This is a genomic window from Nocardia heshunensis, from assembly GCF_054782115.1.
Genome location: NZ_BAAGTC010000002.1, coordinates 779,977 through 797,174, shown reverse-complemented (window position 1 = coordinate 797,174; position 17,198 = coordinate 779,977). Strand labels below are relative to the sequence as shown.

The 17,198-nt window shown below is 65.7% G+C and carries 18 protein-coding genes, 1 tRNA gene, 1 other RNA gene and 1 pseudogene; 7 read left to right on the top strand and 14 right to left on the bottom strand.

What is annotated here, in order from left to right:
- Positions 1 to 75: 75 nt before the first annotated feature.
- Positions 76 to 1,491, top strand: a pseudogene (locus ACYVN4_RS03800) (MFS transporter).
- Here ACYVN4_RS03800 and ACYVN4_RS03795 read toward each other — a convergent pair.
- Positions 1,478 to 2,434, bottom strand: coding sequence for a lysozyme inhibitor LprI family protein (locus tag ACYVN4_RS03795; protein WP_460717798.1), 957 nt, complete (start codon positions 2,432 to 2,434; stop codon positions 1,478 to 1,480). The pseudogene ACYVN4_RS03800 and the gene ACYVN4_RS03795 overlap by 14 nt on opposite strands.
- A 229-nt stretch (positions 2,435 to 2,663) precedes the next feature.
- Here ACYVN4_RS03795 and ACYVN4_RS03790 point away from each other — a divergent pair, with 229 nt between their 5' ends.
- Both ACYVN4_RS03790 and ACYVN4_RS03785 read left to right on the top strand, forming a co-directional pair.
- The gene (locus ACYVN4_RS03790) at positions 2,664 to 3,815 is read left to right on the top strand and encodes a serine hydrolase domain-containing protein (RefSeq protein ID WP_460717797.1); all 1,152 of its coding nucleotides are present in this window, start codon (positions 2,664 to 2,666) and stop codon (positions 3,813 to 3,815) included.
- Between the two features lie 104 nt (positions 3,816 to 3,919).
- A complete protein-coding gene (locus tag ACYVN4_RS03785; RefSeq protein ID WP_460717796.1) occupies positions 3,920 to 4,447 on the top strand; it encodes a phenolic acid decarboxylase in 528 nt (175 codons plus the stop codon).
- Here the strand turns inward: ACYVN4_RS03785 and ACYVN4_RS03780 are convergent.
- The gene (locus ACYVN4_RS03780; protein ID WP_460717795.1) at positions 4,444 to 5,022 is read right to left on the bottom strand and encodes a TetR/AcrR family transcriptional regulator; all 579 of its coding nucleotides are present in this window, start codon (positions 5,020 to 5,022) and stop codon (positions 4,444 to 4,446) included. The genes ACYVN4_RS03785 and ACYVN4_RS03780 overlap by 4 nt on opposite strands.
- Before the next feature lie 159 nt (positions 5,023 to 5,181).
- Between ACYVN4_RS03780 and ACYVN4_RS03775 the strand changes: the two genes are divergently transcribed.
- On the top strand, positions 5,182 to 5,649 hold the full coding sequence (locus ACYVN4_RS03775) for an SRPBCC family protein (protein ID WP_460717794.1): 468 nt from the start codon (positions 5,182 to 5,184) through the stop codon (positions 5,647 to 5,649).
- Positions 5,650 to 5,658: 9 nt separating this feature from the next.
- Positions 5,659 to 5,868 (top strand): DUF5302 domain-containing protein, encoded by a 210-nt coding sequence (locus ACYVN4_RS03770; RefSeq protein ID WP_460717793.1) that lies wholly within the window; start codon positions 5,659 to 5,661, stop codon positions 5,866 to 5,868.
- 56 nt (positions 5,869 to 5,924) lie between these two features.
- On the opposite strand, the gene ACYVN4_RS03765 is transcribed toward ACYVN4_RS03770, so the two are convergent.
- Positions 5,925 to 7,511 carry an MDR family MFS transporter gene (locus ACYVN4_RS03765; RefSeq protein ID WP_460717792.1) on the bottom strand — a complete coding sequence of 529 codons (1,587 nt, stop codon included), beginning with the start codon at positions 7,509 to 7,511 and terminating at the stop codon, positions 5,925 to 5,927.
- A complete protein-coding gene (locus ACYVN4_RS03760) occupies positions 7,492 to 8,136 on the bottom strand; it encodes a TetR/AcrR family transcriptional regulator (protein ID WP_460717791.1) in 645 nt (214 codons plus the stop codon). Before ACYVN4_RS03760 ends, ACYVN4_RS03765 begins: the two co-directional genes overlap by 20 nt.
- Before the next feature lie 107 nt (positions 8,137 to 8,243).
- Here ACYVN4_RS03760 and ACYVN4_RS03755 point away from each other — a divergent pair, with 107 nt between their 5' ends.
- Together ACYVN4_RS03755 and ACYVN4_RS03750 are read left to right on the top strand one after the other, a co-directional pair.
- Positions 8,244 to 9,185, top strand: coding sequence for an aldo/keto reductase (locus ACYVN4_RS03755; RefSeq protein ID WP_460717790.1), 942 nt, complete (start codon positions 8,244 to 8,246; stop codon positions 9,183 to 9,185).
- Complete coding sequence (locus ACYVN4_RS03750) at positions 9,182 to 9,439, top strand: hypothetical protein (protein WP_460717789.1); 258 nt, start codon at positions 9,182 to 9,184, stop codon at positions 9,437 to 9,439. The genes ACYVN4_RS03755 and ACYVN4_RS03750 overlap by 4 nt, the downstream gene beginning before the upstream one ends.
- A 48-nt stretch (positions 9,440 to 9,487) precedes the next feature.
- On the opposite strand, the gene ssrA is transcribed toward ACYVN4_RS03750, so the two are convergent.
- From ssrA to prfB, 10 genes are all read right to left on the bottom strand, one after another.
- Positions 9,488 to 9,860: a transfer-messenger RNA gene (ssrA, locus tag ACYVN4_RS03745) on the bottom strand.
- Positions 9,861 to 9,973: 113 nt separating this feature from the next.
- Positions 9,974 to 10,450, bottom strand: a complete 477-nt coding sequence (smpB, locus tag ACYVN4_RS03740) for an SsrA-binding protein SmpB (RefSeq protein WP_460717788.1) — start codon at positions 10,448 to 10,450, stop codon at positions 9,974 to 9,976.
- A gap of 196 nt (positions 10,451 to 10,646) precedes the next feature.
- Positions 10,647 to 10,719, bottom strand: a tRNA-Glu gene (locus tag ACYVN4_RS03735).
- Positions 10,720 to 10,836: 117 nt separating this feature from the next.
- Entirely contained in the window at positions 10,837 to 11,157 is a 321-nt protein-coding gene (locus ACYVN4_RS03730; protein WP_460717787.1) for a hypothetical protein, read from the bottom strand.
- A gap of 66 nt (positions 11,158 to 11,223) precedes the next feature.
- Positions 11,224 to 13,242, bottom strand: coding sequence for a DNA helicase RecQ (gene recQ, locus ACYVN4_RS03725; RefSeq protein ID WP_460718357.1), 2,019 nt, complete (start codon positions 13,240 to 13,242; stop codon positions 11,224 to 11,226).
- A 97-nt stretch (positions 13,243 to 13,339) separates the two neighbouring features.
- Positions 13,340 to 14,245 (bottom strand): permease-like cell division protein FtsX, encoded by a 906-nt coding sequence (gene ftsX, locus ACYVN4_RS03720; RefSeq protein WP_460717786.1) that lies wholly within the window; start codon positions 14,243 to 14,245, stop codon positions 13,340 to 13,342.
- Positions 14,245 to 14,934: a cell division ATP-binding protein FtsE gene (gene ftsE, locus ACYVN4_RS03715; RefSeq protein WP_379361040.1), complete on the bottom strand. Its 690-nt coding sequence runs from the start codon at positions 14,932 to 14,934 to the stop codon at positions 14,245 to 14,247. The genes ftsX and ftsE overlap by 1 nt, the downstream gene beginning before the upstream one ends.
- Before the next feature lie 57 nt (positions 14,935 to 14,991).
- On the bottom strand, positions 14,992 to 15,159 hold the full coding sequence (locus tag ACYVN4_RS03710) for a hypothetical protein (protein WP_460717785.1): 168 nt from the start codon (positions 15,157 to 15,159) through the stop codon (positions 14,992 to 14,994).
- On the bottom strand, positions 15,146 to 16,000 hold the full coding sequence (locus ACYVN4_RS03705) for a mechanosensitive ion channel family protein (protein ID WP_460717784.1): 855 nt from the start codon (positions 15,998 to 16,000) through the stop codon (positions 15,146 to 15,148). The genes ACYVN4_RS03710 and ACYVN4_RS03705 overlap by 14 nt, the downstream gene beginning before the upstream one ends.
- Positions 16,001 to 16,009: 9 nt before the next feature.
- Positions 16,010 to 17,128 carry a peptide chain release factor 2 gene (gene prfB / locus ACYVN4_RS03700; protein ID WP_460717783.1) on the bottom strand — a complete coding sequence of 373 codons (1,119 nt, stop codon included), beginning with the start codon at positions 17,126 to 17,128 and terminating at the stop codon, positions 16,010 to 16,012.
- Between the last annotated feature and the right edge of the window lie 70 nt (positions 17,129 to 17,198).

Sequence of the window (17,198 nt, the reverse complement as noted above, 5' to 3'; positions counted from 1 at the left end):
TAGTGGTTGACCACCAGTAGTTTCGGCCCCACACTCTTCATTTATTAGTGGTCCACCACCAATAAATGGAGAGTCATGACGACCGCACCACCAGTGGCGAGCCGCGCCACCACGATCCGCTACCTCACCCTGGGGCTGCTCTGCTCGGTGCAGATGATGCTCAACCTCGACGACACCATCGTGAATGTCGCGCTGCCGACCATTCAGCAGCACCTGCACATGTCCGAAAGCGATCTGACCTGGATCATCAATGCGTATCTGCTGCTGTTCGGCGGATTCCTGTTGGTCGGGGGACGCAGTGCGGACCTGTTCGGCGGCAAGCGCGTGTTCCTGATCGGCGTCAGCGTTTTCGGCGTCGCGTCGCTGGCGACCGGCTTGGCACAGAACCCGGACATGCTGATCGCGAGCCGTGCGGCGCAGGGCATCGGCGGGGCGTTGGCCAGCCCGGCGGCGCTCAGCATTGTGGCGGGGCTGTTCACCGAAGCTCGCGAACGCACTCGCGCGCTGGGCATCTGAGCCGGGCTCGGCGGGCTGGCGGCGACGCTCGGCGTCGTCCTGTCCGGTGTGATCACCGAATTCGCCGGATGGCGTTGGTGTTTCCTGATCAACGTCCCGGTGGCCATCGCGGCGCTGGTGCTGGTTCAGCGCCTGCTACCCGACCACCGACCGGACCGGGCCGACAGTCGTCTCGACGGGCTGAGCGGGACACTGATCACCGGGGCGATCGCGGCGTTCGACCTGGCTTTGATCGACAGCGGTCATTCCAGCGGCTCGGCCACCGCGGCTCGCGCCGGGCTCGGCGTGATCCTGCTGACCGCATTCCTGGTGCGCGCCGGGCGTTCCCGGTCGCCGATGATCCCGCTGTCCTTCTTCCGCGACCGCGACCGAGCCGTCGCCAATCTCGCCAACGTCCTGTTCTGCTCGACCATCCTGTCGATGCTGTTCTTCCTGACCCTGTTCCTGCAGCAGGTCCTGCACTTCAGCCCACTGCGCACCGGGGTGGCCTGGCTTCCGTTCTGTGCCTTGGTCATCGCCGGATTCGCGACCGCCGCCGGAATGGTCCCCAAGCTCGGGGTGCGGCCGGTCCTGGTGGCGGCCATGGCATCCGGGGCGGTGGGCATGTACCTGCTCGCCCGCGTCTCGGAGACATCCAGCTACGTTGCTCTGCTGCCCGGAATGCTCACCGCCGGTTTCGGTATGGGCCTGGGCTTCGTGTCCATCACCGTGGCCGCGGTCGGTGAGACCCACGCCGACATCACCGGCCTCGCGTCCGGATTCGTCACCACCACACAGCAACTCGGCGGCGCGCTGGGGCTCGGGGTGCTGAGCACGGTCGCCCTGCACCATCACGCGGCGGCGGGCGATTCGCCCGCCCGAGCACTGACCGCGGGCTTCCAATCCGCCTACCTGGTCAGCGCTGTAATCCTCACCTGTACAGCCGTTCTCGCCGTCGGCGTCCGTGCCAGCACCGGGCGACCTACTTATTCTTGACCGACCACAACGCGGCCGGGGAGCCAGGCGAATAAGTCAGGCTCCCTCCGTCGCTGTCCGGGTGAGCCGATGAATATCGCAGGCAGAACCTGTACGACTCACCGGTTCCGACCTTGTGCCCATTCGCATCGTCCGGGTCGGCGAACACGCCGGTGACGGAGCCCGAGGTCGAGCTGTACGTGAACTGATCGGTGTTGATACTGAATCCGGCGTAGCCACCGATGACCGTCCAGCATCCGATCGCAGCCACCGTCCCTTCGGAACTCTCCACCGCCCTGATACGGCTGCCCTTCGGGGTCGTGTACGTGCCCGTCTCGACTGCATGCCCCGGGGAGCGCAGGGGCAGTTTCACCGCAGCGACATCGGTCCCTTTGACCGCGTCCAGCCGAGCCTGCGAAATATCCAATGCGCAAGCACCCGCATTGATCCCGTCGATTGTGCCGCCGCTGCGTGGCTCGGCCCCGCAGACGGTGGGCCGGGCCGCCAGCCACGCACTGTCGTCGTCGAGTATCGCTTGCCGATCAGCGGCGTTCGCCTGATCGAACTTGGCCTTCTGCACCACGTCGATCTGCGCGTCGACATCCTCGATCTGCCGATCCATGCAGTCCTCCATATCCACGGTCGAATACGCGGTCTTGGAACAGGTCTCGGCAGTCGGCTGCCGCTTCGCCGGTTGCTTGTCCTTCGAGTTCAACTCCACGATCGGCACGTACCCCGACGCGGGCGCGGCACTAGTCGATGGCGCTCCAGCGACCGGCGCCGGAGCCGCGCTCGTCGCAACCGCGCCGGGCTTGTCCTTCCCGCCGATGATCCCCGCGAAGTACAGCCCGCCGACCGTCGCGGCCGCGGCGACGACCGCCGTGACCGCCCCGAGCGCCACGGCCCGCCCGGCTCCCGACCGCTGCCGTGGCGGCCGGTAATCGCCCCGGATCGGCTCGAACACATCCGTGTCCTGCGACCACACATCCGGTCGACGACGATTATCCGGTGACATCGATGTCCCCTCCACCCAAAGCTCTACCGGCACATCGAAATCCGACCCGCCCCATGCCGAATATACAAAACGCCCGGTCCGCGCGAAGTCCGAGAATCAGACCGCTCGGCATGATGGGCGAGTAGATTGCTGGGCGGACGCCGTTAGAACCGATTTCCTAGGCAAGGGAGTCACGGTGATGCGCGAATCGTCTCGTCGAAGGGTGTGCGCGGCACTGGCCATCGCGCTCATGGTGACCCTCGGTGCCTGCGGATCGGACAAAGACCAGAAATCGAAGCCACCGGTCTCCCCCGAGTCCGGCAAGATCACCGACATCGTGCGCGCCAAGCTGAGCGAACTCGATCTCACCGCCGCGGTGTACGGGGTGTGGCGCGGCGACGAGCAGCTCGCGGTCGGCGCGGTCGGCGACTCGCCGCTGGGTGTACCCGCCACCTCGGACATGCGACTACGGGTGGGTCAGCCCATGGAACCGATGCTCTCCACCGTGCTGTGGCATCTGGACGAGCAGGGCGTGGTGGGCCTGGATCAGACCATCAACAAGTGGCTGCCGGACTTCCCGCGCGCCGATCGCATCACCCCGCGCATGCTGGCCGACAGCACCTCCGGGATTTCCGACTACGTCACCGACCCGGACTTCCTGAAACGGTTCACCGACAACCCGTTCCACACCTGGACCGCCCAGGAACTGTTCGACCTGGCCAATGCCCGCCCGCCGCTGTTCGACCCGGGCACCAGCTTCGCGTACGCGCACAGTGATCTGGTCGTGCTCGGCGAGGTGCTGCAGAAGGCCACCGGCACGTCGCTCGGTGACCTGATCCGCCGATATGTGCTGGATCCGCTGCGCATGCGCGACTCCGAGGTGGTGCTGACCGCGCGCATCGACGAACCGGTCCTGCACGGCTACACCACCGAGCGCAAGGTTTTCGAGGACGCCACCAACTGGAACCCCACCGCTTTCATACACAGCGGCAATATGAACTCCACCGTCACTGACGTCGGCCGCTGGGTGCGCGCGCTGGGCAAGGGAGAACTGCTCTCCGCCAAGCAGTTCCAGCAGATGATGGCCCCCTCCACCGCGGGCCTCGGCCCGCTCACCGACCAGAAGTACTTCGCCTTCGGGCTGCCTCATCTCGGTGATTGGCTGTTCATGAACCCCTCGTACGGCGGCTACTACGGCGTCGCCCTCTACGACACGAAGACCGCCACCACGATCGTGGTCTACGCCACCCTCGGCCCCACCGCGGACCCGAACAAGAACGGCGCCATCACCATCGGCTCGGCCCTGGCCGCCCTCCTGGTCCCCGACCGTCAGCCTCAGATCCCCGCCTGAGCATTCGAACCGGTCGGCAGCCATTGCACGGCAAACAACTGGTCAGCGGCTAGGCTGGCTCCGACACCCGGGTCTTGACGCAGGTCGGCCGAGAGGAGTTTGCGATGAGCGCCGAGGATGCCGCTGCAGCACCGGCGATGGCCGGTGATCTGTCGGGGATCGTGGGGCAACACCTCATCTACGCCTACGACAACGGGTGGAAATACGAGCTCTACGTGCGCAATTCGCAGACCGTCGCGTTCCGCTGCCTGATGGGCCCCATGTTCGGCCGCTGGTCCACCGACCAAGCGGCGAAGATGATCCAGCTCAAGGGCGATATGTACAAGATCGCCTGGGTCGAGCCGACCGGCACGGTCACGGTCCTCATCGCGTGGCTCTGCGAACGCCGCGTCCACACCACCATCTGCTACCCGCAGTGGATGCTCGACTACCCCGAAAGCACTCTCGGCCGATACGAGGACAACCTCCAGGAGATCGTCAGCGAACGCGACAAAGGCCCGACCTACCCGCAAACGCTGGTCGCCTCCACCGGCCGCATCACCTACCTCGCCACCCGCTCCCCCGACGACGACACCGTCATCGACTGCCCGCCCGGCAAGCTCCCCCACGACTACGCGAATCGCACCAATTAGCCGCTGCTGGTTCCGGTCATGAGGTCGTAGCAGTAGTTCACCCACGACGTGACGAAGCGGTCCTCGTCGACGCCGAGCGGGGGTTGCCCGTAGGTCCAGCGGGTGTGGCAGTAGTTGAAGACCGCGCCGATCATGATGGCGGCGGAGGCTTCCGGGTCACTCGACGGGTGGCTGGTCTCGGTCGCCCAGCCGGTCGTGAACGCCACCGCGGCCAGGTGTGAGGCGTCGACGAGGTGGACGCGGCAGCGGTCGCGCAGTTCCGGGAAGCGGTCACCGTCCCGTTCGATGATGCGAAGCAGATCGCGTTGCTTCTCGATCGCACCCAGGAGCCAGCGGCACACCAGCGTCAATTCCGAGCGCAGGTCGCCCAGGGGAAGCAGGCCCAGGACCGCCGCCTGCCCCTGCTCGATCTCACGGATCTGATTGTCGATGGCCGCGGTGAGCACGCCTTCCTTGGACTGGAAGTGCCGGTAGAAGCCGCCGCCGCGCACGGCCAGCCCGGCGTCGCCCTCGATGTCGCCGACGGTGGTGCCCGCGAACCCCTTGTCCGCGAACAGCTTCAGCGCCGATCGCATCAGCCGCTCCCGCGTCGAACCGCCGGTTCTGTCTGTCGCAGGTGCGCTCATCTGGACATTATTACCCGGCCCACCAGGGGTGCAATCACATGCATTGACCATGCCAGCAATTGATTACTAGAATCAGCGAACGATTACTTCGGGTCCGAGGAGACCGTCATGACGAAGAAGAATCTGTCCGCGACCATCGAGATCGCCGCCGCGCCCGAACAGGTGTGGAGCATCGTCTCCGACCTGCAGCGCATGCCTCAATGGAGTGAACAGTGCCGATGGATGCGGCCATTGGGCACCCTGCGGGAGGGCGCTCACACCGTCAATATGAATCGCCAGGGCCGCAAATACTGGCCGACGGCCTCGCGCATCGAACGGTTCGCCCCCAACCGCGAGCTCGCCTTCCGCACCCTCACCAACAACAGCGTCTGGTCCTTCGAGATCACCCCGACCGACACCGGCACGCGGCTGACCCACCGCCGCACGGTCCCGCCGGAGGGAACAACCTGGATCTCCCGGACCATCGTCGACCACGTTCTCGGCGGTGAAGACAACTTCGACGTCGAGATGGCCGACGGCATGTACGCGACACTCACGAAAATAAAGTCGGCAGTCGAGCATTCCCGCACACCGTAGGGTGGGTGCATGGCCGATGAAAACGAAGTCCCTGCCGAGCAACTCGCGGGCGAAGCAACCGAGTCGCTGGAGGAGGCGACCAAGCGCAAGTTCCGGGAAGCCCTCGAACGCAAGAATGGCCACGCCTCCGCGGGCAGCTACCACAATGACGGCAAGGTCCGCGGCGCGCACGCCCAGGCGGGCGGCAAGCGCACCTTCCGTCGTCGCGCGGGCGGATAGCCGGTACTGAAATCGACGAAGGCCCGGTCCTGCTGGACCGGGCCTTCGTCGTTGAGTCATGCTGCGGGACTGGGCTCTTCCTCGAGCACGGCCTCGCCGCGGGCCACCATGCCCGCCTGATCCGACAGCTTCAGCTGCGGAATGAACAGTGCCAGCACGAAAGCCACCAACGCACCCGGGATCAGGTACCAGAAGCCCGGCACCAGCGCGTGCACGTAAGCCCCGACGATGGCGTCGTGCAGACCTTCGGGCAGGTGCTTGACCACGGTCGGCACCAGGCTGCCGGGTTCGAGGTGGGCGGCCATCGCCTCCTGCGGATGCGCGCGGAAGGCGTCGGTGAGGCCGTCGGTCAGGCGGTGGGTGAAGATCGAGCCGAAGATCGAAACACCGATCGCGCCGCCCATTTCACGGAAATAGTTGTTGGCGCTGGTGGCCGTGCCGATCTGGTCGGGGCTCACCGCGTTCTGAACGACCAGCACGATGATCTGCATGATCAACCCCAGGCCCGCGCCGACCGCGAACAGCATGCCGCCGATCACCCACATCGAGGTGTGGGCGTCGAGCCGGGTCAGCCACAGCATCGCGGCCACCATGATGAGCGCGCCCACCGGCGGATAGATGCGGTAGCGGCCCGTCTTGTTGATGGCATTCATCGAGGTGATGAGGGTGGCCATCATGCCGATCATCATGGGAATCAACAGCAGTCCCGACACCGCGGCGGTCGCGCCGGTCGCCATCTGCAGGTAGGTCGGCAGGAAGCCGAGCGCCGCGAACATGACCAGACCGACCACCAGGCCGATGGCCGAGGTGAGCACGAAGGTGCGGTTGCGGAACAGCCACAGCGGCAGCATCGGCTCGTCGGCCCGAGCCTCGACGGCGATGAAGGCCGCGACCACCAGGACCAGCGCCGCGATCATGGACACGATCACCGCCGAGCCCCACGCGTACTGCTTGCCGCCCCAGTCGGTGATGAGGATCAGCAGCGTCGTCGCCGACGACATGAGCACGACGCCGAGGTAATCCGGCTTGGTCTTGGGCCGGTGACTCGGGATCGCCAGGGACTTGTAGGCGATCACCAAGGCCGCCAACCCGAACGGCACGTTGAGCCAGAAGCACCAGCGCCAGCTCAGCGAGTCGGCGAAGAAGCCGCCGAGCAGCGGGCCCGCGACCGAGGTGATGCCGAAGATCGCGCCCATGGGGGCCATGTACTTGGCGCGGTCCTTCGCGGGCACCACATCGGCGATGATGGCCTGCGCCAGGATCATCAGACCACCGCCGCCGACACCCTGCAGCCCGCGGAAGGCCACGAACTCCCAGAAACTCGTGGACAGCGCCGCGCCCACCGAGGCCGCCGTGAACACCGCGATGGCGAACAGGAAAAGCCAACGGCGGCCGAACAAGTCGCCGAACTTGCCGTAGATCGGCATGACGATGGTGGTGGCCAGCAGGTAGGAGGTCGCGGTCCAGGCCATGTTCGAGATGCCGCCTAGGTCGCCCACGATGGTCGGCATGGCGGTGCCCACGATGGTCTGGTCGAGGCTGGCCAGGAACATGCCCGCGATGAGCGCGGAGAAGATCAGCCAGATTCGCTTCTGTGTCAGGACGATCGGGGTGGGCGACGGGTCAGTCGTCGTCGCGGTCATCACTTCTCCTTGCGTCGGGTCGATCGAAAAGCCGAGCGGCCAAGACCGATTGCTCGCGCAGCGCGGCGGCCAGCGAACGATTCGGGTCGGTGGCCAGTGACATGGCGGCCCGGGTGGTCAGGGCCGACATGAGTCCCGCGGTGAGCGAGGCGAATTCGGGCGGTGTCGGCTCGCCGCTGCGGGCGTCGAGCAGTTCGGTGAGCGCAGCCTCGTGCCGCACCCCGGCGGCGATGAAGCCACCCAGAATCCGCGGCTCGCTCTTGATCAGCTGGGTGACGAGCGAAATATTCTCGCGCGCTTCGTCTTCCGGTTCGTAGGCGGAGGCGTAGAGCACCGTCAGGTCGTCGATGAGCACGCCGGTCGGCCCGCCCGCGATGAAAATCGCACGCGAGGCGGGCGTCCCGATCTCCCCCACCGGCCCGATGACCGCATCCAGCTTGGTCTCGTAGTAGTTGAAGAACGTCCGCGACGACACCCCCGCCGCCTTCGCCACATCATCGACATTCATGGCATCGAGCCCGCGCTCGACGGCCAGCCGCCGCGCGGCCGTGCACAGCTCCAGCAGCGTCCGCAGCTTCTTCTGTTCTCGCCAGCCGATCGCCGGCTCACCCTGCTCCGAGGCCATGCCGAAAATTTAGCAGATTCTGCAATTTTTCATAATCCGCAATTTTGTGCGGCTCGCCACGCGGCCTCGACGAGCACTCCCGCCGCGCCGCGAGCTAGGTTGACGAGATGGCACTCTTGGGCACCACCGATCTCGACATCTACCCGCTTTGCCTGGGCGGCAACGTTTTCGGCTGGACCGCGGATCGGGACCAATCCTTCGCCGTGCTGGACGCCTTCGCGGCCGCGGGCGGCAACCTCATCGACACCGCCGACGCCTACAGCGTCTGGGTGCCCGGCCATTCCGGCGGTGAATCCGAAACCATCCTCGGCGACTGGATGTCCACCCGCGGGAACCGCGACACCATCCACATCGCCACCAAGGTCGCCAAGTCCCCCGCTCGCCCCGGCCTGAGTGCCGCCAATATCCGCGCCGCCGTAGACGATTCCCTCCGCCGCCTACGCACCGACCACATCGACCTCTACTACGCCCACCACGACGACCAAGAGGTCCCCCTCGCCGAAACCCTGACCGCCTTCGACGAACTGGTCCGCGCAGGCAAGGTCCGCCACCTGGGCGCCTCCCAACACACCGCCCCGCGCCTAGCCGAGGCCCTGGCTATCTCCGACCGCGAGGGCCTCGCCCGCTACAAGGTGGTCCAGCCCCAGTACAACCTGATGGACCGCACCATCTACGAAGGCGACCTAGCCGACCTGTGCGTCCGCGAAAACCTCGCAGTACTCCCGTATTACGGCCTCGCCATGGGCTTCCTAACCGGCAAATACCGCCCCGGTAGAACCGACGTTGCCGACGCCAGCCCCCGCGCGGCCGGTGCCCGCCGCTATCTCGACGACCGCGGCATCCGCGTCCTGGCCGCCCTCGACGAGATCGCCACCACCCACGATGTCCCAGTCGCCTCGGTAGCCCTCTCCTGGCTCCGATCCCAACCCGCCATCGCCGCCCCCATCGCCAGCGCCCGCACCCCCGAACAACTCCCCGCCCTCCTGACCTCCGCCGCCCTAACCCTCTCCCCCACCGAGGTCACCCAACTCACCGAGGCCTCCCGATGACCCCACCACCCCACCCACCCATCCGCCCCCGCCGCCGCTTCCGCCGCCGAGTCCGCTACCTGATCCTGGCAATCCTCACCCTCCCCATCCTCTTCGGCGGCGGCATCCTCATCCTGCTCATCCTCCTCGGCTCCCACACCACCGAAACCTCCGAAACCCCCCACCACGCACCAACTTCCGCCGTCAGCGGGACAACCACCCCATCTCCGATCCCAAGCCCCCACGCTTGCTACCCGTTCCAACCGAGCTGCTGATCCGGGCATAAAAAAGGCCCCCGACCTGGTATCAGGTCGGGGGCCTTTCGGTGGAGCTGCCGGGAATCGAACCCGGGTCCTCCGCCGCATCTTCAGGGCTTCTCCGTGTGCAGTTCGCTAAGCCTCTGCTCGGATCTCTCGGTCACGCGAACAAGCCGAGATGACGATCCCAGTCGCTGTTTGATGTCCCGCCCGACGCCGCGACCGCGCCGGACAGTAGAGCCCTCTAGCTGATGCCAGGGACCGGGTCGAGGGCGAACCCGGGCTGACAGACACGCTTCGTTGCTTAGGCAGCGAGAGCGTAGTCGCGCTGATTGGAATCGGCGCTTATAAGGTTGCAGCGACGCTCATACGGTGGTCTCCTGCCTGCACCGACACGCTTCCCCTGAATCAACGTACGCAGTCGAAACCGTTCAGCCCCGAGTGTGTTCACTGAATCAGATGAACTCCCGGCTCTCACCGGGCTACCCATCCTAACACCGAACAATCCTTGGTTCATTCCATTAACGCGCCCGCGACCGGGGCGTCCCGCGATCAGCTCCGCATGCCCTTGATGCGACGGCCGAGTTCGCGGGTGATCTCGCGTTCGGTATCGCGTCGAGCCAGGTCCTGGCGCTTGTCGTAGTCCTGCTTACCCCTGGCGAGGGCCAGTTCGACCTTGACCTTGCCGTCGGAGAAGTACATCGACAGCGGGACCAGGGTGAGGCTCGACTCCTTGGTCTTGCCGAGCAGCTTGTCGATCTCGCGGCGGTGCAGCAGCAACTTCCGGGTGCGACGGGGCGCATGGTTGGTCCAGGTGCCGTGCCCGTACTCGGGGACGTGCAGGCCGCGCAGCCACACCTCGCCGTCATCGATGGAGGCGTAGGCGTCGACCAGCGAGGCCTTACCCTCACGCAGGCTCTTCACCTCGGTGCCGACCAGCGCCACCCCGGCCTCGTAGGTCTCGATGATCGAGTAGTTGTGCTTCGCCTTCTTGTTGCTGGCGATGACCTTGCGCCCCTTTTCCTTCATGTCTCCTCTTATCGTCCCGTCGCTGCCCGGAGTGCCCAACCAGCTTACGGATGCTCCGAACCTCAACCTTCAACCGCGGCGGATCACACCTTGTTCCACCCGGCCGGGCGCGCGCCAATGGTTTTTCCGCCCCGCACGCACACCGGCGGCGAAATACGAAAAGGCCCTTCAGTTTTCACTGAAGGGCCTTTCGAAGTAGTCCCGACGGGATTTGAACCCGCGCTACCGCCTTGAGAGGGCGGCGTCCTAGGCCGCTAGACGACGGGACCAGGATGCTCGCTGCGATCCGTGGACCGCGGCAGCTCCGAAAGCTTATCGTGCTGCCGGCCAGCAACCAAATCGCCTGCTAATGGACGTGCGGGAGGTCACGAAGCCCGGCACGGAGATCAGCTCTCGGGTGCGGCCTCACGCCAGCCACGGTCGAAGATCACGGCCAGCTTGTCGGACAGCGCCGCTTCGAGATCGATGCCGAGCGCGTCGGCAGCCATCCATGCGGTAATGACCAGATCCGCCAACTCGGCGCTCATCTCGTCGAATGTCCCTGTGCGGCGCGCCTTCCCGGACCAGCGGCGATAGGCACCCACGAACTCGCCCGCCTCCTCGGCGACGGCAAGCACCGACGAATTCGCAGCCTCCTCGTCAGGGAACCCCGCCTCCCGCAGGTGAACGCGAATCTTGGCCGCAACCTGCGACATATCGACGGTCAACAGGTGATCCCTTCGGCGTTGCTTCGGTGTCCCGGAGGTATCCGTGCAGTCATGATGGTGACCGCCCTACTGGTAGTCGGGCGGCAGGTCGTCGAAGTCCGGGGGGAGCTCGTCCGGCCAGGGGATGTCGTCCGCGGGTGCGAAGTTCGACGAGGCCGGGGAACTGGCCGCAGATCGCGCCGCCTTGGCCGGGGCGACCGATGGTGCGGGAGTGGAGGTTTCGGGTGTCCCGGTCGAGCCGCCCGCGGCGGCGATTACTTCCAGCACGCCTTCGCCATACTTGGCGCGCTTGTTCTCGCCGATGCCGGAGATGCCGGCCAGGTCGGCGAGGGTCGCCGGTTTGCGAGTCGCGATCTCTCGCAGGGTGGCGTCGTGGAAGACGACGTAGGCGGGGACGCCCTGTTCCTTGGCGGTGGCGCCGCGCCAGGTGCGGAGCTTCTCGAACAGGTCCGTGTCGGACTTGCTGAGGTCCGCGGCGGCCAGGCGAGAAGCCTTGGCGGGCTTGGGGGTTCGGGCGGCCTTGGCGCGTTCGGGCTCGCGGCGGAGCATGACTTCGCGCTTCTCGAACAGGACCTGATTGCTGGCTTCGGTGAGGGTGAGCACGCCGTAGTCGCCGTGCACGGCCAGCAGGCCCTGGGCCAGCAACTGACGGACGACGCCGCGCCATTCGATATCGCGCAGTTCGGTGCCGATGCCGAAGACCTTGAGCTCGTGGTGGGCGTGCTGTTCGACCTTGGGGTTGCGCTTGCCGATGAGGATGTCGACGATGTGCCCCGCGCCGAAGCTCTGGCCGCGTTCGCGTTTCAGGCGCAGGATCGTGGAGAGCACCTTCTGGGCGGGCACGGTGCCGTCCCAGGATTCGGGGGCGTTCAGGCAGGTATCGCAGTTGCCGCAGCGCTCCCCCGGCTGGCCGAAGTAGGCGAGCAGCTGGACGCGGCGGCATTGGACGGTCTCGCAGAGCGCGAGCATGGCGTCCAGGTGCAGTTGCAGCTGGCGGCGGTGCGCGGCATCACCGTCGGAGGAGTCGATCATCTTGCGTTGCTGCACAACGTCACTGAGGCCGTAGACCATCCAGGCGGTGGACGGCTGCCCGTCACGGCCCGCGCGACCGGTCTCCTGGTAGTAGCCCTCAACGGATTTGGGCAGGTCCAGGTGGGCGACGAAGCGCACATCCGGCTTGTCGATGCCCATGCCGAAGGCGATGGTCGCGACCACCACCAGACCGTCCTCGCGCAAGAACCGCGACTGGTTGGTGGCACGGACCCGGTTGTCGAGCCCCGCGTGATACGGCACCGCCTCGACGCCATTGGCGCTCAGGAACGCCGCGGTCTTCTCCACCGAATTGCGCGACAGGCAGTACACGATGCCCGCGTCACCGGCGTGCTCGTTCTGAATGAACGACAGCAGTTGGTGTTCCGGCCGGTTCTTACCCTCGATCCGGTACTGGATATTGGGCCGGTCGAAGCTGGCCACGAAATGCTTGGCCCGGGTGAGATCCAGCCGCTCGGCGATCTCCTTGCGGGTGGCCTCGGTGGCCGTCGCGGTCAAGGCGATGCGCGGCACATCCGGCCAGCGCTCGTGCAGCATGGACAGGCTCAGATAGTCGGGCCGGAAGTCGTGGCCCCACTGCGAGACACAGTGCGCCTCATCGATGGCGAAGACCGAGATCTTGCCCCGATCCAGCAGCTGAGCGGTGGAGTCCAGCCGCAACCGTTCCGGTGCGAGGTAGAGCACATCCAGCTCCCCCGCCACGAATTGCGCTTCCACCGTGCGCCGTTCGTCGGGGAACTGGGTCGAGTTCAGGAAGCCCGCCCGCACACCGACGGCCTGCAGCGCATCCACCTGATCCTGCATGAGCGCGATCAACGGCGAGACCACCACGCCCACGCCCGGCCGCACCAGCGCCGGAATCTGATAACACAGCGACTTACCGCCACCGGTCGGCATCAACACCAGCGCGTCGCCGCCGGAGATCACCTGTTCGACGATCTCCCGCTGCGGCCCGCGAAAACTGTCGTACCCGAACGTCTTTCGCAAAACCTGGTGCGCCGGATCATTTCCGGCGTCATCCAGGTTCCCGGCAATTACGGTCTCGACCTCCGGCGCGCTCACGGCCGCAATCCTACGGATAACGCCCGACAGCTTGAACCCCGTTGGCACGTATCAGCGAAACTTCGCACCCTTACTCGCGGACGTAGTACCGCAATGCGGCATAGGCGGCGAGAGCGGCGAATCCGATGCCGATGGGTGTGACGATGATCGCAACGGCAGCGATGTCGTCGCTCGTGATGCGGGGCAGCACCTGGTCATTGAAGAGTGACCCGAGGGCGCGGTTGATCACCAGTGGTTGCGCGACGAACAAACCCGCCACGGCCAGAACCGATCCCACCAGTGCCGCCAGTACCGCTTCCAGGAGGAAGGGCAACTGGGTGTACCAGCGTGTCGCGCCGACCAGTCGCATGATGCTGACCTCGGTCTTCCGGGCCAGCGCCGCCACCTGCACCATATTGGCGATCAGCAAGATGGCGGCCAGTGCTTGCAGCGCCGCCAAACCGAAGGCGGCATTGCGCAATCCGACGAAGAAGCTGGTGAGCCGGTCGACGATGTCCATGTCATTCAGCACGGTGGTGACACCGGGCCGCTTGGAGAAATCGTCATAGATGGACCGGTATTTGGTGACGTCGGTCAGCTTCACTCGGAACGAGGCGGGCAGGCCGTCCTTGCTCACCTCGTCGGCGAGGCCGGGCTGATCCTTGAAGGTGGTCTCCTTGACCTCCTTCACCGCGTCCGCGCTGTTGACGAACTGCACGTTGGCCACGTCCGCGTGGCTCTTGAGATCCGACATCAGCGACGCGCACGGCTGCCCGGTGCAGTCCGGGTCGGTGCGCGAGGTCTGATCGTCGAGGTAGAGCCGGATCTCGACGCGCTGGACGTAGTAGTCCTGGATCTTGTCGGCCATCCGCACCGCCAACAGCCCGCCGCCGAGCATGGTCAGCGAGACCGCGGTGGTGAGGATCATGGCCAGCGTCATGGTGACATTGCGGCGTAGGCCGGTGAAGACCTCGCTGAAAAGGAATCCCGCGCGCATTACCGGCCCACCCCGTAAACACCCATCTCGTCGTCGCGCACGATGCGCCCGCGATCGAGTTCGACCACGCGCCGGCGCATGGCATCGACGATGGTGTTGTCGTGGGTGGCCATCACCACCGTGGTTCCGGTGCGGTTGATGCGTTCGAGCAGAGTCATGATGTCCGCACTCGTCTCCGGGTCGAGGTTGCCGGTCGGTTCGTCGGCCAGCAGCACCAGCGGCCGGTTCACGAAGGCGCGGGCGAGGGCCACGCGCTGCTGTTCACCGCCGGAGAGTTCACCGGGCAGCCGGTCGGCCTTTCCAGCGAGCCCGACCATGTCGAGGGCTTCCGGCACCGAGCGATTGATGAATGCTCGAGATTTGCCGATCACTTCCAACGCGAACGCCACATTCTGTTCCACGGTCTTCTGCTGCAGCAGCCGGAAGTCCTGGAACACGCAGCCCATGCGCTGACGCAGCTGCGGGACCTTGCGGCCGGGCAGCTTGTCGACGCGGAAGTCGGCCACCCAGACTTCACCGGTGGTCGGTGTTTCGTCCTTGAGCAGCAGCGACATGAACGTGGACTTACCCGAGCCCGAGGGCCCGATGACGAAGACGAACTCGCCTTTTCCGATATCGACGGAGACGTTGTCCAGCGCTGGCCGCGTCGAGGTCTGATAAGACTTGGTGACGTTGCGCAGGGTTATCACGGGGAGCCAGTGTAGCCACGGCGAGCCGGTGGCCGACCACACCGCGCGGACGTCAACTCACCTTGCCGGTGGCTCCGGAGTGTTTGGCAGATAGTTGCTGAGCATGGTGTTCACGATCGCCGGAGCGGTCTTGGACTCGTGTTCTGCGGGCTTGACGAAGATGTACAGCACGAACGTTGCTACCCACACGGCCATCAGGATCGCCGTGGACTTACGTGTTCTCACTCAAACCCTCCCGGCGCAGCGCCGCGGCTACCCGCACCCGCAACTCGCGTCCGACTTCGAACTGTTTGCCCGGGAGCGTCCGGGCCACCATCTTGATGTTCATTTGATTCACGGTGAGATCTTCGACACCCATGACGCTGGGCTCGTCCAGCAGCAGGGTTTTCAGTTTGCGGTCGGCGAAGGCCTTGGCCCCCACGTCCCGCAGGATCTCGTTGACCTTGTTGATGTCGGCGGTGGCGGGTACGGGCACGTCGATGGCGGCGCGCGCCCAATCCTTCGACAGGTTGGTCACTTTCACGATCTGACCGTTCGGGACTGTTATCACTTCACCGTCGGCGCTACGCAGAGTCGTGATGCGCAACGTGACGTCCTCGACCGTACCCTCGGCCTCGGTCGAGTTTCCAGTGACGGCTATCCGCACGACATCGCCGAAGCCGTACTGCCTTTCGGTGATCAGGAAGAATCCGGCGAGCAGATCCTGCACTATCCGCTGCGCGCCGAAGCCGATCGCGGCGCCGAGCACCGCCGCAGGAGCGACCAGACCGCCGAGTTCGAATCCCAAGCGCCGCAATACTTCCAGCGAGATCAGGAAGTAGACGACCGACAGCACCACCCAGGTGATGACCTGCGCCAGCGCATGCCGATGCTTGGCCGCCTCGGAGCGCACCAGCGAATCACTGCTGCGGAATTCGGCGTCGATGCGACGCGTGATCCGGTCGCGCACAAAGGTCGCGGCCCGGCTGAACAGCATGGCGCCGACGATCAACAGCACGATCTCGAGACCGCTGGATCGGAGCCAGTTCCCGAGATCGGCCCCCGTGCCAGCGGCGAGAAGATTCATGCCCTACCTCTAGTTGGTCGCTTGATCCCGCATGCGCCAGCGAATGCCGGATTCGATGAAAGCATCGATGTCGCCGTCGAGCACGGCGGAGGGGTTGTTGACCTCGTAGCCCGTGCGCAGATCCTTGACCATCTGGTACGGGTGCAGCACGTAGGAGCGCATCTGGTTGCCCCAGGACGCGCCCTCGTTGGTCTTGAGCGCGTCCATGGTGGCGCGTTCTTCCTGCCGCTTGCGTTCCAGCAGCTTGGCCTGCAGCACGCGCATGGCCGAAATCTTGTTCTGCAGCTGCGATTTCTCGTTCTGACAGGTGACGACGATGCCGGTCGGGATGTGCGTCAGGCGGACCGCGGAGTCGGTGGTGTTGACCGACTGGCCGCCGGGACCGGAGGACCGGTAGACGTCGACGCGGATCTCGCCCTCGGGGATCTCGATGTGGTCGGTGGTCTCGACCACGGGCAGCACCTCGACCTCGGCGAAGGAGGTCTGCCGGCGGCCCTGGTTGTCGAACGGACTGATACGGACCAGTCGGTGCGTGCCCATTTCGACGGATAGCGTGCCGTACGCGTACGGCGACTTCACCGCGAAGGTCGCCGACTTGATGCCGGCCTCTTCCGCGTACGAGGTGTCGTAGATCTCGACCGAGTACTTGTGGCTCTCCGCCCAGCGCACGTACATGCGCATCAGCATCTGCGCCCAGTCGGCGGCGTCCACGCCACCCGCGCCGGAACGAATATTGACCAGCGCCTCACGCTTGTCGTACTCGCCCGAGAGCAGGGTCCGGACTTCCATGGCCTCGACATCGGCGTGCAGGTTCTTGCGCTCGGCATCGGCGTCGGCCAGGGCGGCGGTTTGATCCGCGCCCTCCTCGGCCTCGGCGAGCTCGTAGAGCACCGGCAGATCCTCGAGCCGCTGCCGCAGATCGCGCACCCGGCGCAGTTCGCTCTGCGCGTGCGAGAGCTCACTGGTCACGGCTTGCGCGTGCTCCTGGTTGTTCCACAGCTCCGGGTCCGCGGCCTGCTGTTCCAGCTCATCGATGCGGCGAGCGAGCTCCTCGATGTCGAGCACGGACTCGATGGTCTTCAGAGTCGTGTCGAGTTCGGCCAGATCAGCGGAGACGTCAGGATGCACGATCGTCAAATCTACCGGCAGGCCCCGACTAGCTGAAACACTCCCCCGCCTCCCCGAGACTTCAGCGGAC